Origin of the sequence: Paludibaculum fermentans (genome assembly GCF_015277775.1) — a bacterium.
In the GTDB taxonomy this organism is placed as follows: Bacteria; Acidobacteriota; Terriglobia; order Bryobacterales; family Bryobacteraceae; genus Paludibaculum; species Paludibaculum fermentans.
On the sequence record NZ_CP063849.1, the window covers coordinates 3,981,812 to 4,003,355 of the forward strand.

At 62.3% G+C, this 21,544-nt stretch carries 18 protein-coding genes; 4 read left to right on the forward strand and 14 right to left on the reverse strand.

Annotation, left to right across the window (positions count from 1 at the left end; all coding sequences use genetic code 11):
* Positions 1-6: 6 nt before the first annotated feature.
* The 10 genes from IRI77_RS15565 to IRI77_RS15610 all read right to left on the reverse strand — a co-directional run bounded on the left by IRI77_RS15565 (position 7) and on the right by IRI77_RS15610 (position 7,285).
* Entirely contained in the window at positions 7-309 is a 303-nt protein-coding gene (locus IRI77_RS15565; RefSeq protein ID WP_194452961.1) for a hypothetical protein, read from the reverse strand.
* Positions 306-482 carry a cbb3-type cytochrome oxidase assembly protein gene (locus IRI77_RS15570; RefSeq protein WP_194452962.1) on the reverse strand — a complete coding sequence of 59 codons (177 nt, stop codon included), beginning with the start codon at positions 480-482 and terminating at the stop codon, positions 306-308. The genes IRI77_RS15565 and IRI77_RS15570 overlap by 4 nt, the downstream gene beginning before the upstream one ends.
* Positions 483-491: 9 nt before the next feature.
* Complete coding sequence (locus tag IRI77_RS15575; RefSeq protein ID WP_194452963.1) at positions 492-1,061, reverse strand: cbb3-type cytochrome c oxidase subunit II; 570 nt, start codon at positions 1,059-1,061, stop codon at positions 492-494.
* Between the two features lie 19 nt (positions 1,062-1,080).
* Positions 1,081-2,487, reverse strand: a complete 1,407-nt coding sequence (locus IRI77_RS15580) for a cbb3-type cytochrome c oxidase subunit I (RefSeq protein ID WP_194452964.1) — start codon at positions 2,485-2,487, stop codon at positions 1,081-1,083.
* Positions 2,488-2,503: 16 nt separating this feature from the next.
* Positions 2,504-4,297, reverse strand: a complete 1,794-nt coding sequence (locus IRI77_RS15585; protein ID WP_194452965.1) for a c-type cytochrome — start codon at positions 4,295-4,297, stop codon at positions 2,504-2,506.
* Positions 4,298-4,306: 9 nt separating this feature from the next.
* Positions 4,307-5,578, reverse strand: coding sequence for a cytochrome b N-terminal domain-containing protein (locus IRI77_RS15590; protein ID WP_194452966.1), 1,272 nt, complete (start codon positions 5,576-5,578; stop codon positions 4,307-4,309).
* Entirely contained in the window at positions 5,575-6,075 is a 501-nt protein-coding gene (locus tag IRI77_RS15595; protein WP_194452967.1) for a QcrA and Rieske domain-containing protein, read from the reverse strand. The genes IRI77_RS15590 and IRI77_RS15595 overlap by 4 nt, the downstream gene beginning before the upstream one ends.
* The gene (locus tag IRI77_RS15600) at positions 6,041-6,244 is read right to left on the reverse strand and encodes a hypothetical protein (protein WP_194452968.1); all 204 of its coding nucleotides are present in this window, start codon (positions 6,242-6,244) and stop codon (positions 6,041-6,043) included. The genes IRI77_RS15595 and IRI77_RS15600 overlap by 35 nt, the downstream gene beginning before the upstream one ends.
* The gene (locus IRI77_RS15605) at positions 6,235-6,678 is read right to left on the reverse strand and encodes an RrF2 family transcriptional regulator (RefSeq protein ID WP_194452969.1); all 444 of its coding nucleotides are present in this window, start codon (positions 6,676-6,678) and stop codon (positions 6,235-6,237) included. The genes IRI77_RS15600 and IRI77_RS15605 overlap by 10 nt, the downstream gene beginning before the upstream one ends.
* A 226-nt stretch (positions 6,679-6,904) precedes the next feature.
* Positions 6,905-7,285, reverse strand: a complete 381-nt coding sequence (locus IRI77_RS15610; protein ID WP_194452970.1) for a ribosomal maturation YjgA family protein — start codon at positions 7,283-7,285, stop codon at positions 6,905-6,907.
* A gap of 89 nt (positions 7,286-7,374) precedes the next feature.
* Between IRI77_RS15610 and IRI77_RS15615 the strand changes: the two genes are divergently transcribed.
* Entirely contained in the window at positions 7,375-8,676 is a 1,302-nt protein-coding gene (locus tag IRI77_RS15615; RefSeq protein ID WP_194452971.1) for an acetylxylan esterase, read from the forward strand.
* A 32-nt stretch (positions 8,677-8,708) separates the two neighbouring features.
* Here IRI77_RS15615 and IRI77_RS15620 read toward each other — a convergent pair whose 3' ends face one another.
* Together IRI77_RS15620 and IRI77_RS15625 are read right to left on the reverse strand one after the other, a co-directional pair.
* Positions 8,709-9,575: an alpha/beta fold hydrolase gene (locus tag IRI77_RS15620; protein ID WP_228486755.1), complete on the reverse strand. Its 867-nt coding sequence runs from the start codon at positions 9,573-9,575 to the stop codon at positions 8,709-8,711.
* A gap of 60 nt (positions 9,576-9,635) precedes the next feature.
* Positions 9,636-10,142 carry a DinB family protein gene (locus IRI77_RS15625; protein WP_194452972.1) on the reverse strand — a complete coding sequence of 169 codons (507 nt, stop codon included), beginning with the start codon at positions 10,140-10,142 and terminating at the stop codon, positions 9,636-9,638.
* A gap of 127 nt (positions 10,143-10,269) precedes the next feature.
* On the opposite strand from IRI77_RS15625, the gene IRI77_RS15630 reads away from it, so the two are divergent.
* A complete protein-coding gene (locus IRI77_RS15630) occupies positions 10,270-11,079 on the forward strand; it encodes a carbohydrate-binding family 9-like protein (protein ID WP_194452973.1) in 810 nt (269 codons plus the stop codon).
* A gap of 178 nt (positions 11,080-11,257) precedes the next feature.
* On the forward strand, positions 11,258-12,880 hold the full coding sequence (locus IRI77_RS15635; protein ID WP_194452974.1) for a carboxylesterase/lipase family protein: 1,623 nt from the start codon (positions 11,258-11,260) through the stop codon (positions 12,878-12,880).
* A gap of 13 nt (positions 12,881-12,893) precedes the next feature.
* On the opposite strand, the gene IRI77_RS15640 is transcribed toward IRI77_RS15635, so the two are convergent.
* Both IRI77_RS15640 and IRI77_RS15645 read right to left on the reverse strand, forming a co-directional pair.
* Positions 12,894-15,470 carry a hypothetical protein gene (locus tag IRI77_RS15640; protein WP_194452975.1) on the reverse strand — a complete coding sequence of 859 codons (2,577 nt, stop codon included), beginning with the start codon at positions 15,468-15,470 and terminating at the stop codon, positions 12,894-12,896.
* A 198-nt stretch (positions 15,471-15,668) separates the two neighbouring features.
* Positions 15,669-17,912, reverse strand: coding sequence for a PD40 domain-containing protein (locus IRI77_RS15645; RefSeq protein ID WP_194452976.1), 2,244 nt, complete (start codon positions 17,910-17,912; stop codon positions 15,669-15,671).
* Between the two features lie 170 nt (positions 17,913-18,082).
* Between IRI77_RS15645 and IRI77_RS15650 the strand changes: the two genes are divergently transcribed.
* Positions 18,083-21,505: a TonB-dependent receptor gene (locus tag IRI77_RS15650; RefSeq protein WP_194452977.1), complete on the forward strand. Its 3,423-nt coding sequence runs from the start codon at positions 18,083-18,085 to the stop codon at positions 21,503-21,505.
* Positions 21,506-21,544: the final 39 nt, after the last annotated feature.

Consider the following 21,544-nt stretch of genomic DNA (forward strand, 5'->3'; position numbering starts at 1 on the left):
ACCAACTTACTCGTGGTGATCGGATTTGCGAATGGCGAAGAGCACGACGGTGACGACGAAGATCAGCGCCAGAGCGGCGACGAAGTACATCAGACCGTCGGCCGAGGTCGTGGCCTGATTCATCTTCTGCACGAGCGGGCCGCGATCTTCATGATGGATTTCGCCGTTCATGAAGAAGATGAGGTAGGACGCGCAGCCCAGGCCGATGATGGGGAACGCGACCTTGAGGAAGCCGGGCACCTCTGTGCCCTTGCGTTCCGTGATCCAGCCGCCCGCGTATTCCTTAAGTTCGTTCTTCTTGTCACTCATTTGCGAACCTCCGGCTGTTCGTCGTCGTGGAGCATTCTGTACTTGGGTTCCTCGCTGTCCTTGCCAAGGTAGCCGTGCTTGAGCGACTTCACGAAGAAGTAGAGGGCGCCGCCGGCGAGGAGGGCAAAGAGCGAGTAGGAGAAATAGATGCTGGGGTAAACGTAATCCTGCATAGTGTGCCTCTATTTCTCGTAGTCGTTATCAGGCCGCCAGTTCTTGGAGCGGCCGAGGGTCTGGATGTAGGCGGTGAGGGCGCGCAGTTCCTCGGGATTCTCGGCGATCCAGGGGAAGGGCGGCATGATGGAACCTGGCACGAGGTCCCGCGGGTTGCGGAAGTGAGTGCGATGCCACTGGCTGTCGTACTTACCGCCGACGCGGGAGAGGTCGGGGCCGGTGCGCTTGGTGCCGAACATATGCGGCGTGTCGTAGACGAACTCGTCGGGGGTAGAGATGGGGGAATCGACACCCTTCCAGCCGGAGCGTTTGGTGTCGGCCAGCAGGGTGCGGGTCTGCTGGGTATGGCAGTACCAGCAACCTTCGCGCACGTAGACGGCGCGCCCTTTGAGCTCGATTTCGGTGTAGGGCTTGAGTTTGCCGGTGGGGCCCTTGGAGGGATCGTTGTTCTCGAACGGCTTGCTCCAGGTCTTGTCGACCAGCGGCGGAACGATGGTGGTGAGGGTGCCGCCGATGAAGAAGAAGAGAAGCGCCGCGCCGATGGCGAAGCCGAAACTGGAATCCGCTTTTCTTAGCATATTCGTTGCTCCTTGCGGACTAAGCGGCCGCGGGCCGGTCCTTCGCCCCGAGGATGGTTGCCATGATGTTGTAGCCGAAGCTGACGATGCCGAGGAACATGAGGATGCCGGAGAAGAACCGGACGATCCAGACGGGCTTCAGCGCGATGACGGTGTCGATGAACGGAATGGAGGGGTTGTTCCATTGCCAGCCCTGCCAGAAGCCGCCGAGCCAGAGGGTGACGAAGAAGCCCAAGCCGCCGAACATGAGGAACCAGAAGCTCCAGTTGGCGAGCGCCTCGGAGAAGATGGTGGTCTTGAAGGCCCTGGGGATCATGTGGTAGCAGCCGGCGATGGCGAAGAAGCTGAAGGCGCCAAGGACAGCCATGTGGGCGTGGCCGGGAATCCAGTCGGTCTTGGAGACGATGGCGTTCACGGTACGGAGGCTGTGCATGGGTCCCTGGAAGCAGGTGAGCAGATAGAAGACGACGCCCGACATGAGGAACTTGAGGGGGACGTTGTCCTTGAGCTGGTGCCACTGGCCCTTCATGGTGGCGAAGAAGTTGTAGACCACGGCCCAGACCGGGATGAGGAGCATGACAGAGAAGGCGATGGAGATGGTCTGCAGCCACTGGGAGATGGGTCCGTGGAGCATGTGGTGGGCGCCGGTCCAGACATAGACGAAGGCCAGCGACCAGAAGCCGATCATGGAGAGCTTGTGGCTGTAGAGCGGCGTGTTGGAGGCCTTCGGGATGAAGTAGTAGGCGATGGCCAGGCCGACCGGGGTAAAGATCAGGCCCACGGCGTTGTGGACGTACATCCAGTTGAGGTTGGCCTGATTGGTGCCGGTGGCGAAGAGGACGGCGAAGTTGCCCGTGAGGTAGACAAAGGCAGTCCAGAGGATGGTGCCCATGATGTACCAGATGGAGACGTACATCTGGTCGTACTTACGGGAGGCGATGGTCATGAAGATGTTCACGCCGAACATGATCCAGGCCACGACGACGGCGATGTCGAGCGGCATGGGCAGTTCCGCATACTCCAGACCCTGGTTCCAGCCCATGAGGAGAGATACGACCGCTCCGAGGATGATGGCGTTCCAGAGGATGGCCGTGGCGACACCGAGCTTCTCACTCCACAGCTTGACGGCACAGAGCCGGGGCACCATGAAGAACGAGAGGCCCATGTCGGCTGCCAGCAGCCAGCCGAACAGCATGCCGTTGACGTGCAGCGGGCGCAGGCGGCCGTAAGTGAGGTACTGCACCGTCCCCAACAAGCTGGGCCAGACGAACTTGGCGGCAATGGTGACGGCGATGATCCCGACGATGAAGAAGTAGGCGATGGAACTGATCAGGAACCATTTCGCGGTTGTGTCGTCGTGCACCAGGGCCGGCCCGGAGGCCGCCGAGGAGCGCGTATCGACGCTCTTATTGATTTCCTCAGGCATTGATACTCCTCATGAACTACTTGCGGGCGGCACTCCGGGCATTGATGCCGCGGATGAAGTTGACCAGGTCGCCAACTTCGTTCTGGGACAGACCGTAATCGATCCACGACGGCATGGCGGAGCCTTGCACGCCGTAGAGAATGGACTCGAACAACCGGCGGTCGGAGACGCTGTCGACAAAGGCCGTGTTGCGCAGGTTGCGGGGCCGCGGCAGGATGTCGAGCGAGTTCGGACCCTTGCCGTCGGCCTTGCGGCCGTGGCAACCGGAGCAGCGGCGGACGAAGGTGTCTTCGCCGCGGGCCATGGACTCCGCACTGGTAGTGACCGGGTTCTTCTCCGGCACCTTGCGGGCGGTGATTTCCTTGCGCGGCTCCTTGGTATAGGTGGTGAAGACGTACTGGAGCACGCCCTGGATCTGGGTGTCGTTGAGCACCTGGCCCCAGGAGGGCATGGAGGTGCCGGCGACGCCGTTCTTGATGGAGCTTTGGAGGCGCTCGACGGGCTTGCTGTTGATGAAACCGGCCTTGGTGAGGTCGCGGGGATAGGGATCGAGGTAGATGGCGATGGGGCCGTGGCCGTCGCCTTTTTCGCCGTGGCAGCGTTGGCAGAGTTCCTTGAAGGTATCGGCCGGCGTGGGCATCGGCGGAGGAGTCTTCAGGCTGGCCAGGTAGGTGCTCATGGCCTGGAAGTCGGCTGCCGGGAAGCGGAAGGTCGGCATGATGGAATCGGGGATCTTCGACGGCGGGTTCTTGAAGTGGTCGAGGATCCAGGACTCATTCTTCATGAGGCCTTCGAAGCTGAGGTCGGGGGCGATGCCGCCGTCGCGCGAGCCGAGCTTGTGGCAGGCGGTGCAAGCGTGGTCGGTGACCAGTTTTTCGCCAGATGAGATCAGCGCGGCGCCCTGCAGGACCACGGGTTCAGCGGCGCCTTCCGGCGGCCGTTTGGCGTTGAGCGAGGCGCGGTAGCGCTGGAGGGAGGTCTCAGAGAAGTTGACGCCGCGGCGGCTCTTGAGGAAGATGACCAGCGCCTTGACGTCCGTCTCATTGAGATGGAACTGCGGCATGAACGAGGTGGCGAGGTTGGCGCGCGGTTCGACGATGGACTCCCAGAGGTAGTCGATCTTGAACTTCTTGCCGACTTCGGAGAGATCCGGGCCGAGGGTGCCTTCGGAGAGCCCTTCGATGCGGTGGCAGCCATAGCAGTTGTTGGCGAAGAAGAGTTTGCGTCCGCGGTCGACCAGCGCGGTGCCGGCGAAGTTCTCTTCGGTGTGGCACTGGGCGCAGTTGGACTGCATGTAGTCCTTGCCCTTCAGCTTGGTGGAGAAGTCCTTGCGCCAATTGGCCTGGACGATGTAGCCGGCGAGGGGATCTGGCCAGTACTCATCCTCGCCGTGGCTGTAGTGTTCCTGCAGACCGCGGCCCTGGCCGTCGTGGCAGACGGTGCAACCGAAGTCGGCGAACTTGTGGCGGCGTTCCCATTTGCCGTTGACCAGGACATCGCCCATGCCGGCGGTGTAGGGGTGGGTGCGCAGCGGCTGGGCATGATCCTTAAAGCGGGGATCGTCCATCGCCAGGTGGCAGGTGATGCAGCGATCGACGCGGTTGTCACCAAACTTGGTGACGAGGGACTGCTCGATGCGGGGTGAACGCGCGGTGAGAGCGGCCTTCTCGGCGTCGGTCTTGGAGAGGGCGCGCGCCTGGTCAAAGTAAGCGGTCTGGTAGTTCTCCCACTTGTGGAAGAACTGCTGGTAGAAGACGAGCCCGTGGACGATGAGGACCACGAAACTGGCGATAGCAAGTGCGAGTCTCATGATTTCACCTCATTTCCAAGGGGAGACGAACTCCCAGTTGGGCCCCCGGAAGAAGGTCCCGATGATGACGAACACTACGTTGACGATCAGGAAAGTCATGAAGATCGTATTGGCGAGCAGGCGCTCGCGGGCGAACCACTTGCCGACGCCGGCAGTGCGGCGGTCGAGATAGGGGGTTCCCAATAAGAGCAGGACGAAGATGGTGGGGATGCCGACGCCGCCCCAGAAGGCGGAGTAGCTGACCATCTCCTGCAGGCCCAGGAAGTACCACGGTGCCTTGGCCGGATTCGGCGGATGCATGACGTTGACGGGCTCTTCCAGTGGTGCGTTGAACATCATGGAGAGCGTGAGGATGGCGGCGAGGGTCAGGATGAACACGAACAGCTCTGCGATGAGCAGGTTGGGCCAGGCGAAGACCGAGTTGTCGGGGGTGTTGCCGATCTTGGTGAAGGGTCCGCGAACGAAGCCCTGCAGGCCATAGGTCTTGTTCTTGGAGAGCTCGACGGCTTTGACGCTGACGGCGACGGGCGTGGCGGTCTCTTCGGGGCGGGACAGGCCGCCGTCCTTGCGGATGCGCCAGAAGTGGATGGCGACGAGCAGGGTAACGATGACCGGCAGGACCGCTACGTGGAGGACATAGAAGCGAAGGAGCGCCTCCTGGCCAACAGTGGCGTCACCGAGCATCAGGAACTGGATGTCCTTGCCGACGACGGGAGCGTACGCGGCGATGGAGGTGCCGACCGTGATCGCCCAGAAGGCAAGCTGATCCCAGGGCAGCAGGTAGCCGGTGAAGCTGGAGAAGAGGGTGAGTAGAAAGAGCAGGACGCCGATGACCCAGTTGAACTCGCGGGGCTTCTTGTAGGAGCCGGTGAAGAAGACACGGCACATGTGGAGGACAACGACGCCGACCATTCCATGAGCGGACCAGCGGTGCATGTTACGCAGGAAGATGCCGAAGGCGACTGTGCCGCGCAGGTCCAGCATGCGGTCGTAGGCCTGCGTGGTGGACGGCACGTAGTAGAACATCAACAGGACGCCGGTGACGACCAGGATGAGGAACAGGAAGAAGGACATGAGGCCCAGGCCCATGGTGTAGATGGGCCGGAGCGTGTTCTTGTTCACCTTCACAGGGTGGATGTGAAGGAAGAAGTTGGTGAAGCTGGTGGAAGAGCGCTGCAGATCGTCTGTAGGAAGCGGGTTGCGAAACAGCGAGTGCCAGACGTTAGCCGGCAGTTCCCGCATGTTCGTCCACAGCGAAGGGGGTTTGACTGCCTGGCTCATACGTTCAGGTAGCTCCCGGGCTCGACCTCAGTGTCCTTGTCGATCTCGATTTCGCCGTTGGGGGCAAGGCTCACCTTGTACCAGGGGAGGGCCTTGGGGGCGGGACCGCCTGTGACGTTGCCATCCTGGTCGTAACGCGACCCGTGGCAGGGGCAGGCGAAGCCTGTGTCGGCGACGCTGACGATGCAGCCGAGGTGGGTGCAGGTGGTGGAAATGGCGGCGACCTTGTCGCCTTCCCGCACGACGCACACACGGCGGGTATCGAGGGCCATGCGTGTACCGGAGGGGAACTCCTCCGGCTTGCCGATGTTGAACCGTTGGGGCTGCCCGTAGGTGGCGCGCGGTTTGATGAACACGAGATTCGAAAACGCGCTCAGGATCGCCGAGCCAAACAGTCCAAAACCACTGAACCAGGCAAGCATGCGGCGCCGGTTCACACCCGGCTCGCCGGCCGCATCCTTGTTATGAGCGAATTTGGGATTTCCCGCCATCTTCATCCGACTCCTTGGGTTGATCTACCAGTTCTTGAATGTCCGACCAGAAGACCTGATACTTGGCGTCTTCGAGGTCACGAAAATAGTCGCGTTTCACGGCAAAGACAAAGACACACGCGGCGCCCAGGCCCATGAAGAGGCTGGCGGCGAGGGCGACCCAGGTCAGCTCCACTTGGGTACCCCGCAGATTGGGCCAGTGGCCGGGGTCCGGGCGGCGAGGGCAGCAATTGTGTGAGCGCGGAGGACGGCGGTCAGGGCGTCCTGGGCCTCCTGCCAGACCAAATGGACGCTACACCAGTCGCTGCGCCCGCAGAATCCTTCGGGGCCAATGCAGACGTTGAGTTGGAGGGGGCCTTCCAGGGCTTCGACGACGTCGAGGAGCGTGATGGACTCGGCCGGCTTGGCCAGGGTGTAGCCTCCGGAGACTCCGCGATGCGAGAGAGTGAGCCCGGCGCGTGTGAGGGCCTGGAGGACTTTGCTGAGGAAGGCTTCGGGGGCATCGCCGAAGTTCGCGAACTCAGTGAGGGTGACGCGTCCGCCAACGGGAACGGAGGCCAGGTGGAGCATCACCCGGACTGCGTAATCGGCTGCGCGCGTCAACTGCATTGGCAGAACCTTGATAAATTAGAGTCTTTTTCTCCGGTATTGTCAATAGAGTTTTTGAGACCTTGTTTACTTAAATATTGACGAGAAGATACAGAAAGATTCGGGACAGATCGACATGACTAAAGACACTTAAATTTGACTTTTTGGTTTGGTTTATCGGGCGGTCGATTTGGCAGGTGCGGGCCTTCGGGAACGCCAGGGGAGGCCGTTTGGATAGCTTGAGGACTCAGCTTTGGGCTATGTCGGCCCGGTAGATGCAGCCGATGCCTATCGCGTAGGCCAGGAGGTCGAGGAAGCTGAACTGGGTACCAAGGAGACGGGCCACGATTCGCACCAGACCGTGTTCGCTGGTGAGGAGTTGGGCGGGGATCCGGGTGAGTTGGAAGAGTTCGATGGCAGTCATGGCCGCCATGGCGTAGATCGCGGTGGTCGAGGGCTTCCAGAATGGCCGGAGGAGGACGTAAAACATGGCGGCATAGAGGGCGTCGCCAAGATACTTATCGATCAGGACGAAGCCTGTCTGATGCAGGCGGGAGAGGATTCCGGCCGCAATAATGGCGCAGAGGGTGAGGGCCCAGACGGCTCGGGGCGACGGGCGAAGGGACATGTGGGTAGTTTACGGTGCCGGGGCCGGCCGGCGTGGATTGGGCAAGGAACACAGGGAGGGCCGACCGCGATATTGTGTTAGGTCTAGACATGCTTCGACTTGCACTTCTCTCCCTACTTGCCTTCTCCCTTGCCGCCCAGGATCGGGTCGGCACGATTCAGGTTCGCGTCGCCACCGACCATACGGACTGGCGCTATGAACCCGGCAAGCCCGTGAAGTTCCAGATCACGGCTGTGCAGGATGGCCATTCGCTCAGCGGAGTAAAGGTGACTTACCGCATCGGCCCGGAGATGATGCCGCCGAAGATCGACCAGACGGCGACGATCACAGCCGAGAGCCTGACGGTGGAGGGCGGGACGATGAACGAACCCGGCTTTCTGCGGTGCATCGCCACGGTGGAGAAGAACGGGAAGACTTACCGGGGCTTGGCGACCGCTGCTTTCCAGCCGGAATCGATCAAGCCTACGCAGAAGGATCCGGCCGATTTCGATGAGTTCTGGGCGGCAGGCAAGGCCGCGCTGGCCAAGTTGCCGATCGATGCCAGGATCACGCCTCTGCCCGAGTATGGCAATGCGCAGGCCGACTGCTATCAGGTGAATCTGCAAAACGTGGGGATGGGGAACGCCCCGTCACGGTTCTATGGAGTGCTGTGCGAGCCCAAGGCTCCGGGCAAGTATCCGGCGCTGCTGAGTGTGCCGGGCGCCGGTGTCCGGCCTTATCGCGGCATGGCGGAGATGGCGGCTCGCGGCGTGATCACGCTGCAGGTGGGGATCCACGGGATTCCGGTGACGATGGACCAGCCGGTGTACGACTCGCTGGGCTCCGGGGCGCTGGCGAACTACAGCGTGTTTGGGCTCGACAACCGGGACCGGTATTACTTCCGGCGTGTGTATCTCGGATGTGTCCGCGCCAATGATTACCTGACCAGCCTTCCGAAGTGGGATGGCGAGCACCTGGTGGTGACGGGCGGCAGCCAGGGTGGAGCGTTGTCGATTGTGACAGCGGCGCTGGATCCGCGGGTCAAGGGCTTGGCTGCGTACTACCCGGCGCTCTCGGATGTCACCGGGTACCTGCAGAACCGGGCTGGCGGATGGCCGCACATGTTCCGCGCTACCGAAGGTCCGGCCGCTCACCGGTCGCAGGACAAGATCGAGACTTCGCGCTACTACGATGTCGTCAACTTCGCGCGGCGGGTGAAGGTGCCCGGGCTGTACTCCTGGGGCTTCAATGATGAGACGTGCCCCCCGACGTCGATGTATTCCGCGTATAACGTGATTCCCGGGCAGAAGAAGCTGATGCTGGCGCTGGAGACGGGGCATAACAATGTGCCGGAGCAGGTGGCCGAGGTGCAGGTGTGGTTGCTGGCGTTTCTGCACGCGGCGGGACAGTAAAGAGAAGCGCCCTGCTTTGCGCGGGGCGTCGCTTATCGTACGGCCGTGTGTTCGATGATGGCGTCGAGAATGACCGGCCAATCCTGAGGGTGCAGTTCGTGCCCCGACCCCTGCAGGGTGAGCAAGCGACTATTTCGCAATGCGGAATTGAGAGCCAGCCCATGCGCATAGGGGAGCACCGGATCCTCCGTGCCATGGATGATCAGCACCGGCGCCTGGATTTCTTCCAGGCGGCCGAGCCAGGCTGTCGCCTCATTGAGCCCTGCGTGATTGAAGGCCGAGAGCGGATTGGCGGTCCGATCCCAGTCTTCCTCGGCCAAGCTGCGAATGAACGCCTCATCAAACTGGTGGGCGGACCCGTTGAGCAGCCGCCAAGCGCCGACCTGATACTCCAGGACGGCCTGACGGTCGGTCCAGTCGAGTTCCGCAGAGCGGCTGTGATAGGCCAGTATCCGTGGATCCATTGTTGGCATGGCGGGATCGGCCGGCGCCAGGCGCTCAGAAGCGACGAGCGTCATGGATTGGACTCGGCCCGGCGCTTTGAGCGCAGCCAACTGGCTCAAATACCCCCCTAGGGACATGCCGACGAAGTGGGCACAAGGGATCCTGTAAGCATCGAGCACGGAAAGCGCGTCGTCGGCGAGGGTTTCGGTCGAGTAAGTGGCTCCGCCGGGTCCATAGCTGGTGGAGCGGCCCGTGTCGCGGTGATCGTAGCGGATCACGAAGCGGCCTCGACTGGCCAACTCCGTGCAGAAGGCGCGAGGCCACCACACACCGGAAGCCATCGCCCCCATGATGAGGAGGACAGGTGGCGCGGAACGATCGCCCACGCTTTCGGTAAACAGCGTGGCATCGCCGGCGGCGGCAAGACTGCTATTTATCGTCGGCTTCGAATTCACGAGTCAGGAGTCTCCCCTCTCAGCAAGAATGCACAGGCCCGGCACGGGGCGCATGCCCAGCTAGTTGCTACTGCGCTTGCGCCTCCACACGTCCCAAGTGAGCGGGCCGGCCACGTCGTCGGAGATTGGACGTCCGGCGAGCTTGAGGGCCAGCTTGATCTGGCCGTGGTGGTAGGACTCGTGGAAGATCAGGAGTTGCAGGAGGAGGATCGGGTGGTCGTAGTGAAGGTCCAGGGGACGGCTGGACTCTACCCTGCCCCGGACGGCATCACGAACTCGCTGTGCGCTCTCCACCAGCATTTGCGCAATGCGGTTGGGGTCGGGCTCAGGGAGCCACTCCTGGGTTGGCACCTGGCCCGCGCACTCGGGAGCTTCTTCGAGAACGGATACCATGCGCTCGTGGTGGAGGTGGGTGAACATCTCGGAGACCGTGTGGCTGCCGGGCATGGCGCGAGCGTCCAGACCACCCGGCGGGACGGCTCGGAGGAGGTTCAGCAGAATCGTGTTGTTGCGGTCCCAGGAGTCGAGCAGGGCGTCCAGCAGGTGGTGATCTGGTGCTTCCGGCATATCTGCTCCTATTTTGTACTAACCGGTCAAGATTTTCCGAGCCGACGCCTGATCTGTTTACACATAGGAAGCAGACACCGCGGGTGACGGCCGTACAGGCGTTCGGCCTATAATTCGAGAGCAACCCATGTACCCTTTCGAACCTGCGCGCTACACCTGCTACCGGGCCAATGGACCTCTCACGATAGACGGCAAGTTGAATGAGCCGTCGTGGCTGGCGGCCCCGAAATCGACGCCGTTTGTGGATATCGTCACTGGGGAGCCGGCGTGGTTTGACACGCGCACGGCGCTGCTGTGGGACGACGAGAATCTCTACTTCGGCTTCTGGGCGGAAGAGAACGACGTCTGGGGCACGCTCACTGAGCGGGATTCGAAGATCTATGAAGAGAACGACCTCGAGCTGTTCATTGGTGCGAAGGACGCCTACTACGAGTTCGAGATGAACGCCCTGAACACGGTGTATGAGGTGTTCTGGGTTTGGAAGGATATCTTCCTGCCGGGATCGAAGTACTTCGGGCGGCCGGAGTTCGATCCAGCCACACAGCGGACCATGGTGCTGGATGGAGTGGGCGGGCATGTGCACGAGCGCGGTGAGCGGTGGGGGTTCCTGGATTGGGACTACCCGGGCCTGCGGACGGCCGTGCACGTGGACGGAGTAGTGAACCGTCGCGACAAGACAGACCGGGGTTGGACGGCGGAACTCGCGTTTCCCTGGAAGGGACTGGAGTTGCTGCGCGACGGGCGTTCGCTGCCTCCGCAGGACGGTGATGTGTGGCGGATCGATTGCAGCCGGTTTGAGAAGATCGGACGAAATGGTGAAGTGCTGGATCCCTGCGCCGGGTGGACGTGGAATCAGCACGGACATTACGACTCGCACATTCCGGAGGTGTTTCCCTACGTGACGTTCTCGACACAAGTGGTGGGCGAGGGGCGCTAGTAGCGGTGGGCCTCGCGCTTCCCTGCCCTCCTCCCTTAATGGGGCCTCCGCACCGGATCAACTGGCTGTATATGATCTAGGTGGCTGAACGAAGCAACGTGTCCGTCCAGGCGACGCTGAAGTGGATTCGCGCGGAGCGCCGGCAGCGCGGATGCTTCCTCCAGATCGGAGCAGAACCATGAAGTTGTCGAGTAGTCTTTGTTTCTGTGCTTTGGCGGGCCTGGTGGCAGTCCAGGGAGCGCCCGCCGGTCCACGCGTCAAGACGGTGAATGGCGTCGTGGAGGGCATCACCGCGAAGTCCGGGGTCCGCATGTTCCGGGCGGTTCCGTTTGCCACCCCGCCGGTGGGTGAGTTGCGCTGGAAGGCGCCGCAGCCTCCGAAGAACTGGCAGGGCGTGCGCCCGGCGGTGGAGTTCGCCGCGAGTTGCATGCAGCGGCCCATCTTCGGGGACATGGAGTTTCGCGGCAAAGGCACAAGCGAAGACTGCCTGTATCTGAACGTGTGGACGCCGGCCAGGACGGCAGCGGAGAAGCTGCCGGTGCTGGTGTACTTCTTCGGTGGCGGACTGATGGCTGGCGACGGGTCAGAGTATCGCTATGACGGCGAGAGCATGGCGACGAAGGGCATTGTCTCGGTCACCATCAACTACCGCCTCTCCGTGTTCGGATTCCTGGCGCATCCCGAGTTGACGGCGGAGGCGGCCTATCACTCGTCGGGCAACTACGGCTTCCTGGATCAGAATGCGGCCCTGCAGTGGGTGCAGGCGAATATTGCGGCTTTTGGCGGAGATCCGAAGCGGGTCACGATTGCGGGCCAGTCGGCCGGATCGCGCTCAGTGAGCGTGCAACTGCTCTCTCCTTTGTCGAAGGGCTTGTTCGCGGGCGCCATTCTGGAGAGCGGCAGCATGGTCAGCGGCACGAAGCCGCTGTCCTTGGCGGATGCCGAGAAGCGCGGAATGGAGTTCATGGCCGCGGCCGGCGCGCAGTCGTTGAAGGATCTGCGCGCGATCCCCGGGGAGAAGGTGCTGGCGATGACCGCGCAGCCGGCCTGGACGCGATTCGAGGCCATCGCGGATGGCTATCAGGTGGCGGCGAAGGACCTGATCGAATGTGCGGACAAGGGGGAACTGTCTCGGGTGCCACTGCTGCTGGGTTGGGTGACGGAAGACCGGAACGCGCAGTCCTTGCTGGGCGAGAATCCGGCGACACCTGAGGGGTATACTGCGGCGGTCCGCAAGCTGTTCGGCGCGGATGCCGACCGCGTGCTGGCCCTGTATCCGGCGGGACAGACAGCGGACCAGGTACTGGATGCGGCACAGACGCTGGCAACGGACCGGGGCATGGGCTACAACATGTGGCGGCTGGCAGAGGGTCACCGGCAGTCGAGCGGACAACCGGTGTTCCGATTCCTCTACGGACGGCCGAGGCCCAAGTTCCTGGGGCGGGCCGACCAGTTGCCGGGCACCGCGGGTGGAATCATCACGAACGCCGCGGCAGCTTCTTCCGTTCCGAAGTGGCGCGGCGCAGTGCACTCGGCCGAGATCGAGTATGCGTTGGGCAATCTGGCCACGAACAAGCACTATGCCTGGGAGCTGGCCGACTACAAGCTGTCAGAGGTGATGGAAGGCTACTTTGCGAACTTCATCAAGACGGGCGATCCCAATGGCGCCGGACTGCCGAAGTGGCCGGCTTACGCGCCTGGCTCGGGTTTCCAGATCATGAGCCTGAATGCGGAGTCCGGCGCGGTGCCCGAGGCGCGGCAGCGGTATCAGTTGCTGGACGCGATCCTGCACGCCAAGTAGGGACGGCTGCGGCTCAGTTCGCCAAAGTCCAATTGGTTACCACGGCGGTGCTGCCGTCTGAGTAAGTGATGGTTCCCGAGCCTGACTGATCGAGCGCACCGGTTGCCAATACCGTACCCGAACTCATCTGGATGATGGATAGCGTCAGGTTGCGGACCGTATTGCTGACAACGGAGATCTGGAATTTCTGATCGTTGGCCGAGTCAGTGAGTGTCCAGGCGGTGGGCGTCGGCGGAAAGAGATTGAACCCGGCGGCGCCGCCGCTGCTTGTGGTGGTGGAGAATGCGGCGCCTCCCTGGATTGAGAGAGTGGTGGGCGAAGGGTTGGTGAGGGTGAGGGCTCCCAGCGGCCCAGTGAAGGCGGTGCCGCCACCGGTGAAGGTGATGGGATCGCTGGTCGAGTTGCCGTAGTTCAGCCGGATAGGGGTGACGGCCCCGATGGAAAGCCCGAGAGTCGGGAAGTCCTGCGCGATGCCGCCAGCACAGTCGCTACTCGCGTCGGCCAGGGAACAGTACAATCCCAATTGAACGGGCGTCCGGGCTCCCGTTGCCGGTGTGAACGTGCCCAGGCCATAGACGTTCCATGAGGAGCTGCCGATCTTGGCGGTCTCGTTGATGACCATGGTCCCGAGAATGCTTCCACCGGGTCCGTAGTACGTGGCGGCCTCCGAGATGACGACCGAGTCACCCAGGACGTTCATAGTGGTGTCGGCGCCGGTCGACAGATAGGGCTTCGTGCAGTAGGAGTCGTAGTAGATGGTAACCGCATTGGCGCTATTGCCCACCTTGATGCTTCCGCCTCCCTCGAGCGCCGTGCAGTAGGTGGCCGATTCAGAGATCGCCATGACAATCCGAAGCTGGCTTTGCAGCACGGTGGAGGCCTGTCCAATGGCCAGTCCGGTTTGCGCCAGCACGTGCTGCGCCACCAGGTCGCCCGCGGCGGCGGCGTGCATGCCTGTGGTGGGGATCGAGGTGAGCGCTAGTCCGTCGAAACGGAGCCCGAGCACGGCAACGCTGCCGGAGGAGGCCGTAAACTGCGCCGAGCCCCGTTTGCCGGCCATCGCCTCCAGGCCGGGCAGGGATCGCAGCACCGTGGCGCTCTTGTTATTGGGCGGCAGGACAATCGAAGAAGTGCCCAGAGTATTGCCGCTGTTGTCCCAGAGCGTTACGTCCACATTGGCGCTGGTCGAACTGGGGTTGACCATGGCTACGGCTGTCGTCAGGTTCGTCTCATCCCAGGTCAGCGAATTCGCGCCGGCAGCGGCATCGGACAACGGCACCACCGCCTCCTGGTCCGATTGCCCCGGGACGCTTTGACGGAAGACACCGTATCCGGATACGCCGCTGGGCAGGGTAAAGGCCGCGAATCCCTGGGCGAGCGCGCCTGAGTTGGGGGCTTCGAGAATGGCCGTGCCGTGCGCGGGCAGATTCACCTGCACGGTGGAGTTCTGGAGGGATGGCACGATGAGTGGGGCACCCCCATCGGTCATGAAGCGAACGGGAAACGAAACAGGCGACTCCGCGGTGTTTGTGAAGTAGAGCGCGGAATACCATCCACCGCCGAAGGCGATTTGCGGCAGCACCAGGGACCGGGTTCCGGAAACCGACGAGCCCGTGGTGGCGGGGATGGAGGTGAGGGCCAGCCCGTTAAAACGCAGCCCCAGGACAGCAATACTTCCGTTGGAGGTAGTGAAATGCGCCGAACCCCGTTTGCCGGCCATTCCGCCCAGACCAGGCAGGTTGCGCAGCACGGATGCGAATTTGTTGTGGGGCGGCAGAGTGAAGGCGTAGTTTCCTATCGTGTTGCCGCCTTCATCCCAGAGGGTAACGACCACAGTGGCGCTGGAGGAACTGGGATTGGCCATGGCTACGGCGGTGGTCAGGTTTGTTTCGTCCCAGGTGAGCATGTTCGAGTTTGCTCCTGCGTCGGACAGGGGGACGACAGCCTCCTGATCGAGCTGCCCGGTGACGCTTTGGCGAAAGACTCCATAGCCGAAGACACTACTGGGGAGTGTGAAAGCGGCGTAGCCTTGGACCAGGCTGCCGGAATTGGGCGCTTCGATGACGGCCGTACCGTGTGCCGGAAGATTTACCTGGACGGCTGAGCCGCCCAGGGCGGGGACGGTGAGCGGCGAGCCCGCGTCACTGATAAAACTAGCGGTGAATGAGACGGGCGACGCGGCGACGTTGGTGAAGTACAGTGCGGAATACCAGCCGCCTCCGAAGGCGAACTGTGGCAGGACGGTGGCCGGCGCGGTTGCGGGCACGGGTGTCCCAGGACTCGATGTGCTGGCCGGCGCCACCGTCATGGGTCCGTCAGGATTGCCAAATGTGCGTGTGTTGAAAGGGCCGAGCCGGTTAGCGCCACTGTGGATCCGGGCCGCCAGGGCGGCAAGCGAACTGCGTGGCGTCCGGACCGGGCCGGGCACGGTACTGAGTGGCGCTGTCTGCGCCAGGCAGGCGGGAATTAGGGCCAGAAGGGCGGACAGAAGAATCCGGATGGAAACAGAGCCTTTGATAGGAGGATCGTGCGGTTGGAGGAGCAGGAGCTTCTGGAACGGCAAAACCCGAAGATAATGAGTCGTCGTCATGCACCTCATAACCAGGGAAGCGGCACCCGGCGGCAAAAGAACTCATCCGGGTGTGGAATGCCGGAGCGGCCGCGCTCTATCTTTCGGATTCTCACCCTCACTCGGGCTGATGTGAAGGCCTGCTCCCGATTCAGCCACCTGGCGCCGGCCTTCCGCCAGGCGCGGTGAATGTGGCCGTCCACTTAGTTCAGAGGGGAGTTAGTGGAAGGGCTCGACCAGAAATAAATCGCTAGCCACGGGGTCGGCCAACGAGATAAAGATGGATGCCCCATCCGGTGCGACAGCAAGACCGGCGTCACCGACCAGAGGCCGATTGGGCAGGTTGGCGAGGATGGTCTCCCGCCGGGTAACCAGATCGAAGGCGCGGAGCGAATAAGGCGGCTGGACGCCGGCAAAGAAAATGGTGTCGTTGTGGAGTCGCCAGTTGCCCCACATGCCTGCATCGAGGCCTTCAAACACGGTTTCCTCGGTCCCACCGTTCACAGGCAGGCGCCAGATGGCGCGGCCGCCACGATCCTTTGTGTAGTAGATCCAGCGGCCATCGCTGGACTCCCAGGCTCCGAAACCGCCTGCCTGGGTCACCTGGACCGCGGTGCCCCCGATGAACGGGCGCTTCCAGATCTGCCAGGTGCCATTGGTGTTGGCCGAGTAGTAAATCGTGCGGCCGTCGCGGGACCAACTGGGGACCACCTCGTCGTAGTTCTCGCTGGTGAAGCGGCGCAGCTTGCCATTGTCCACATTCACGATGAAAATGTCCGAGTTGTCGCCGGTGCGGGAGTCGAGGGCAAGGGAGTGCCCGTCGGGAGACCAGCGGGGGCAGCCGGTGAGGGTACGGCCAAATTGGGTGAGGCGGCGCGGGGCCGTGCCGTGGATATCGGAGACCCAGATTTCGTCGGTACCGCTGCGGTCGCTGCGGAAGGCAATGCGGCGGCCATCTGGTGCAATGTCCGGGCTGACATCGGTGAGCGTGGAGGACAACACCAGCTCGGATTTTCCCGCCGGCAGAGGTTGCCGCCAGACACGAATTGTCTGGCGAGGACTCGCAAAGACCAGACGGCCGCCTGCACGGGCGATGCGGGGATGGCGAGCGGTGATGGTGCCGTCGGTGAGACGCCTGGGCTCTCCGCCGGCGGCGGGAATGCGCCACAGGCTGCGTTGCCGGGCAAAGACCAACGCGCTGCCATCCGCTGTCCAGGCGTGTCCCATCAGGGGGCGAGAACCGGTGGTGAGGCGGGTGATGCGTCCCGATGCCAGGTCGAGGAGGCTGAGTTGGTCGACGCCGTGGCTGAGCGCTTCACGGAAGGCGATAGTGCGGCCGTCCGGGGAGAAAGCCGGATCGTAGTGGCCGAGGATCCGCTCCGGGCTGGTGGTGATGCGGGTGATCGCCCCATTGGAGGTAGAGATCAGGACCAAGTCCCGTCGGTTCGTGGCGGCGATTGACTTGCCGTCCGGTGACCAGTCGATCAGGACCGAAGGGCCGACAGGGCTGGGGGCTGATTCGATGACTGCCCGGCGGACTATGTCACGGGTGGCCAGATCCATGACGAAAATACCAAGATGGTCAATACCGAGGGGTCGAAGGAAGGCGATCTCGCGGCCGCCGGGCGACCAGACAGGGCTCGATACCTCACCTTCCGCGTCCTTGGTGAGCAGCACTGGGGTGAAGCTGCCGACCGTCTGAACATAGATGTTACGGCGACCGCTTTCTGAACCGTTCCACAGGAACGCCACCTTGGTGCCGTCGGGAGAGAAGGCGGGCTGCAGTTCGGCTCCGGGCAGGCTCGTAAAGTTGTGGAATTCTAGAGGCGGGGGCCCGGGGCGCGAGGTGGCGATCTTCCACACCGCGGCAATCAGGACGGCAACGGCGACCAGGGCCAGGACGATCATCCGATGCGTGATCATCGACCGCGCGGTGGACTGGGCCGGCAGGGGGGCGGACGAAGGTCGAGGCGATGGCAAATCCGGCGTTTCAGGTCTAGATTCCTGAAGCGAGTTGGAACCGTTTCGGCGTTTCGGAGCTGGAATCCCGCTTTTTGTGTCAAGCATGACCGGAGCGGAGGGGCTCCGCGTTCTCCGGACGGCCTCGATGGATGTTACATAGCCGCCTTTGGGTAGGTTAATGAGGATGGGATCGTCCTTACCCTCCCCTGCATAGTACGCGGCGAGCTTCTCACGGAGGCGGCGGGCCTCAATCCGGACGATTGGATCCGCTTTCGGATCGTATGTGGCCGGGCGGTCAAACACGGCGCCACCGATCACACTCTCCTTCAGTTGCCCAAGGTCTTGAGCGAGCGAGTGTTCGACGGCATAGGACAGGAAACGGCGCATTCGCTCGGACTTGGCGAAGCCGTCGCTGGCCAGGATTTTCTGAAGTTCCTCGAGGGCGGCGTTTCTGACGTTGAAACCATCGTCCGGAGAGGCCTCGGGACGAGTTACTTGCATTTGCTTACCCCGTCATTACTGCGGGATTACTCCCTGTTTATCGTGTTTCTTTCTACAATTTTATCAGTTTGCACGGGGGTCGCGCTTGGATCGGTGGCGCCGTGTCCGGCACCGCGTTTCACCGTTGACGCGATCAGTTTGCACAACTCCAATTTCCAATGGAGACCTTCATGTCTATTTTCCGTACAGGACAGTTGCGCCGAGCCTGGTTGCTCGCCGCCACGTTTGCCCTGTCCTCAGCAATCCTACTCGGACAATCGGATAATGCCAGCGTTTCGGGCTTTGTCAGAGACTCAACTGGCGCTTCCATCCCCGCAGTCCGAGTTGTTCTCACCAACACAGCCACGGGCGCTGAACGCGAAACCAAGACGGGTGACAACGGGTATTACATCTTCACGCCTGTTCCATCCGGAGTGTATACGGTCTCAGCCGAAGCGACAGGCTTCAAGAAGACCAACAAAACAAAGAACAAGATCGACTCCAACATGGCGGCGGGCATCGACTTGACGCTGGAAGTTGGCGATCTGAGCCAGTCGGTGGAAGTTACGGCCTCCGCCACCCGAATCCAGACCGACACGGCCGCTTTGGGCCGCGTGGTGGATCGGGCGCAGTTTGAATCCATTCAGGTGACGGGCCGCAACCCGATGTACCTGGCGCTGCTGAAGCCGGGCGTGACCGGCCAGTCGGTGACCGGCGGCGGGTTCGGCATGGCGAACATCGCCAATATCAACGGCACACGCTCCTCCGACAGCACCGTGACCACGGACGGCGCGGTGGGCCTGCGTACGCGAGGTGCTGACGGTACGGCGATCGGCGCGGCGGACATGGACGCAGTGGCTGAAATCCAGATCCTTACGTCAGCTTTCCCGGCTGAGTATGGACGGTCGATCGGCGGCCAGGTGCGTATTATCACGCGCAGCGGCGGCCAGCAGTTCCATGGGTCCTTGTATGAGTATTTCCGGAACTCGGCGCTGAATGCGAATACCTGGGACCGGAACCGCAACTCGAACTCGAGCATCAGCGGCGGCCCGTCGCCGTTCCGCTACAACCAGTTCGGTTACAACGTCAACGGACCGGTTTACCTTCCGGGCAAGTGGAACACGGACAAGAGCAAGTTGTTCTTCCTGTTCAGCCAGGAGTATGTCCGCCAGCGCAGCACGGCCAGCACGACGCAGACGGTGGCGACTGCGGCGATGCGCAACGGGGACTTCAGCGAACTGTTGAACCCGGCCAACACGTTCTATACGGGCGCGCGGACGATCAACGATCCGACAACGAACAGCCCGTTTGCCGGCAACCTCATTCCGAAGTCGCGCCTGAGCGCGAACGGCGTGGGCATCCTCAGCGCTTCTCAGTTGCCGACGCCCGGCTTCCTCAGCGGCAGCAACAACTACTACTCAGCCACCGGCGCTCCGACGAACCAGCGAAAAGAGACTTACTCCATCGACTACAATCCTTCGAGCAGCCACCAACTGCGCTTCCGCAGCATGGTGTACAGCTACTGGGACTACTCGCCGTTCGATGGCAGCGGCCACACACCCCGTATCTTTGATCGCCCCAACAAGAGCTTTTCCCTCAACTACATCTGGACCGTCAGCCCCACGATGGTCAATGAAATGCTGGCAACCACCAGCGTCGACCAGGTGTTCATCGGCATCGACACGAGCACGGGCGTATTCGACCGGACGAAGTACGGGATCAACTATCCCTACATCTTCCCGGACCGCAAGGAGATCACGAACAAGATTCCGACGGCGGCGATTGCGGGCTTCACGGGCATCAACGGCGGGCCGTACCCGGCCAAGTCGGCAGGCCCGATCTACATGCTGTCCGACAACTTCACGATCATCAAGAACACGCACACGATCAAGTTCGGCGGCCTGTACGAGCGCGCCGGGCAGAACGACTTCGACCAGATCAACGTGACGGGCGTTCCCGGCGGCACGAACAACCAGAACGGCCGCTTCGAGTTCAACGACGGCTCATTCACGGGCCTCGCGGTCGCGAATGCAGCGATGGGTTTGTTCAGCAACTACGCGGAATTGGGCGCACGGCCCTACACTCCGTACCGTTCGCACATGTTCGAATGGTTTGCCCAGGATTCCTGGAAGGTTACGGACAAGCTCCGCCTCGAGATCGGCTTGCGGCACAGCATCATCCAGCCCTACTACAGCCAGTGGCGGAACATGGCAGTCTTTGATCCGGCTTCCTACGACGTCTCGAAGGCAGTGGTGCAGGATCCGAAGACCGGCGCCATTCTCAGCGGCAACTACCTGAACGGCATGATCATCCCCGGCGACGGCTGGCCGGATTCGGCCAAGGGCCGTGTGCCGATCGCCACGAGCGGCGAGTATAACTCGCTCTTCAAAGGCAACAAGGAATACTCAAAGATCCACTATGCTGACTTCCAGCCCCGCCTGGGTATCGCCTACACGGTGACCCCGAAGATGGTGGTACGCGCCGGCGGCGGACGTTTCTACACCCGCACCGGTGTTAGCGACTCAGTGTTCCTGGGCGCCAATGCCCCGTTCCAGCCGAACGCCTCAGTGGCGAACGGCAGCGTAGACAATCCGGGTGCGGCCGCGGCCAATGCGCGCCTGCCCCTGTTCGTGACGACACAGGATCCGATCTTCCGCATGCCGAGCGCCTGGAGCTGGAACACTGCGGTGGAGCGGGAACTGCCCTGGGCGACGACGTTGGAAGTTTCCTATGTCGGCCGCCGCGGCATCCATTTGCAGCGTGAACGCAACATCAACCAGCTGATGCCGGGCACCCTGCAGAACAGCACGGCCTACGTCGATACGCTGCGGCCTTACAAAGGCTATGCAACGATCCGCGTGACCAACAACGAAGCATCGTCCACCTACAACGCCCTGCAGGTCAGCGTGAACCGCCGGTTCAGCAAGGGCCTGAGCTATGGCCTGGCCTACACCTACGGCAAGTCGACCGACGACGCCTCAGGCAGCCGCACCATTCTGCCGAACGCCTACGATGCGAGCACCTTCTGGGGTCCGTCGGACTTCGACGTCCGCCAGATGCTGGTGGTCAACTTCATCTACGAACTGCCGGTTTTCCGCAACAACAACCTGAGCGGCAAACTGCTGGGCGGCTGGCAGCTTTCGAGTGTGAACCAGTTCCAGACCGGTAACCCGTTCACGGTGTCCACGAGCCAGGATGTTGCTGGCGTCGGCACCGGCAGCGGCAACCAGATCTGGGACATCAAGGGCGATGCGAAGATGGACAGCGGCGATCAGAAGTTCGCCTACTGGACCGGCGCGAACGCCTACTGGTTCCGGACGACCGCAGCCGACGGCACAGCTCTATTCCAGCGCGCCGCGGCAGGCACGTTCACGACCCAGAACAACCGCAACAAGTACTACCGGCCAGGCTCGCAGAGCTGGAACGTGGCGCTGTTCAAAGCGTTCAGCATCACGGAACAGCAACGCGTGCAGTTCCGCGCCGAGATGTACAACTTCCCGAATCACCCGAACTGGGACGCCCCGGTGACCGACCCGACCAACTCGGCGTTCGGCAAGGTGACGACGAAGAGCAGCAACCGGACGATGCAGCTGAGCCTGCGTTATTCGTTCTAGTTTGACCCAGCTCGTCCGATAACGGGCGAGTCCGACCGG

What these genes read in the sequence shown, in the direction of transcription:
- IRI77_RS15565 (WP_194452961.1), bottom strand. Translation starts at nt 309, where the DNA reads ATGAGTGACAAGAAGAACGAACTTAAGGAATACGCGGGCGGCTGGATC.
- IRI77_RS15570 (WP_194452962.1), bottom strand. Translation starts at nt 482, where the DNA reads ATGCAGGATTACGTTTACCCCAGCATCTATTTCTCCTACTCGCTCTTT.
- IRI77_RS15575 (WP_194452963.1), bottom strand. Translation starts at nt 1,061, where the DNA reads ATGCTAAGAAAAGCGGATTCCAGTTTCGGCTTCGCCATCGGCGCGGCG.
- IRI77_RS15580 (WP_194452964.1), bottom strand. Translation starts at nt 2,487, where the DNA reads ATGCCTGAGGAAATCAATAAGAGCGTCGATACGCGCTCCTCGGCGGCC.
- IRI77_RS15585 (WP_194452965.1), bottom strand. Translation starts at nt 4,297, where the DNA reads ATGAGACTCGCACTTGCTATCGCCAGTTTCGTGGTCCTCATCGTCCAC.
- IRI77_RS15590 (WP_194452966.1), bottom strand. Translation starts at nt 5,578, where the DNA reads ATGAGCCAGGCAGTCAAACCCCCTTCGCTGTGGACGAACATGCGGGAA.
- IRI77_RS15595 (WP_194452967.1), bottom strand. Translation starts at nt 6,075, where the DNA reads ATGAAGATGGCGGGAAATCCCAAATTCGCTCATAACAAGGATGCGGCC.
- IRI77_RS15605 (WP_194452969.1), bottom strand. Translation starts at nt 6,678, where the DNA reads ATGCAGTTGACGCGCGCAGCCGATTACGCAGTCCGGGTGATGCTCCAC.
- IRI77_RS15610 (WP_194452970.1), bottom strand. Translation starts at nt 7,285, where the DNA reads ATGTCCCTTCGCCCGTCGCCCCGAGCCGTCTGGGCCCTCACCCTCTGC.
- IRI77_RS15615 (WP_194452971.1), top strand. Translation starts at nt 7,375, where the DNA reads ATGCTTCGACTTGCACTTCTCTCCCTACTTGCCTTCTCCCTTGCCGCC.
- IRI77_RS15625 (WP_194452972.1), bottom strand. Translation starts at nt 10,142, where the DNA reads ATGCCGGAAGCACCAGATCACCACCTGCTGGACGCCCTGCTCGACTCC.
- IRI77_RS15630 (WP_194452973.1), top strand. Translation starts at nt 10,270, where the DNA reads ATGTACCCTTTCGAACCTGCGCGCTACACCTGCTACCGGGCCAATGGA.
- IRI77_RS15635 (WP_194452974.1), top strand. Translation starts at nt 11,258, where the DNA reads ATGAAGTTGTCGAGTAGTCTTTGTTTCTGTGCTTTGGCGGGCCTGGTG.
- IRI77_RS15640 (WP_194452975.1), bottom strand. Translation starts at nt 15,470, where the DNA reads ATGACGACGACTCATTATCTTCGGGTTTTGCCGTTCCAGAAGCTCCTG.
- IRI77_RS15645 (WP_194452976.1), bottom strand. Translation starts at nt 17,912, where the DNA reads ATGCAAGTAACTCGTCCCGAGGCCTCTCCGGACGATGGTTTCAACGTC.
- IRI77_RS15650 (WP_194452977.1), top strand. Translation starts at nt 18,083, where the DNA reads ATGTCTATTTTCCGTACAGGACAGTTGCGCCGAGCCTGGTTGCTCGCC.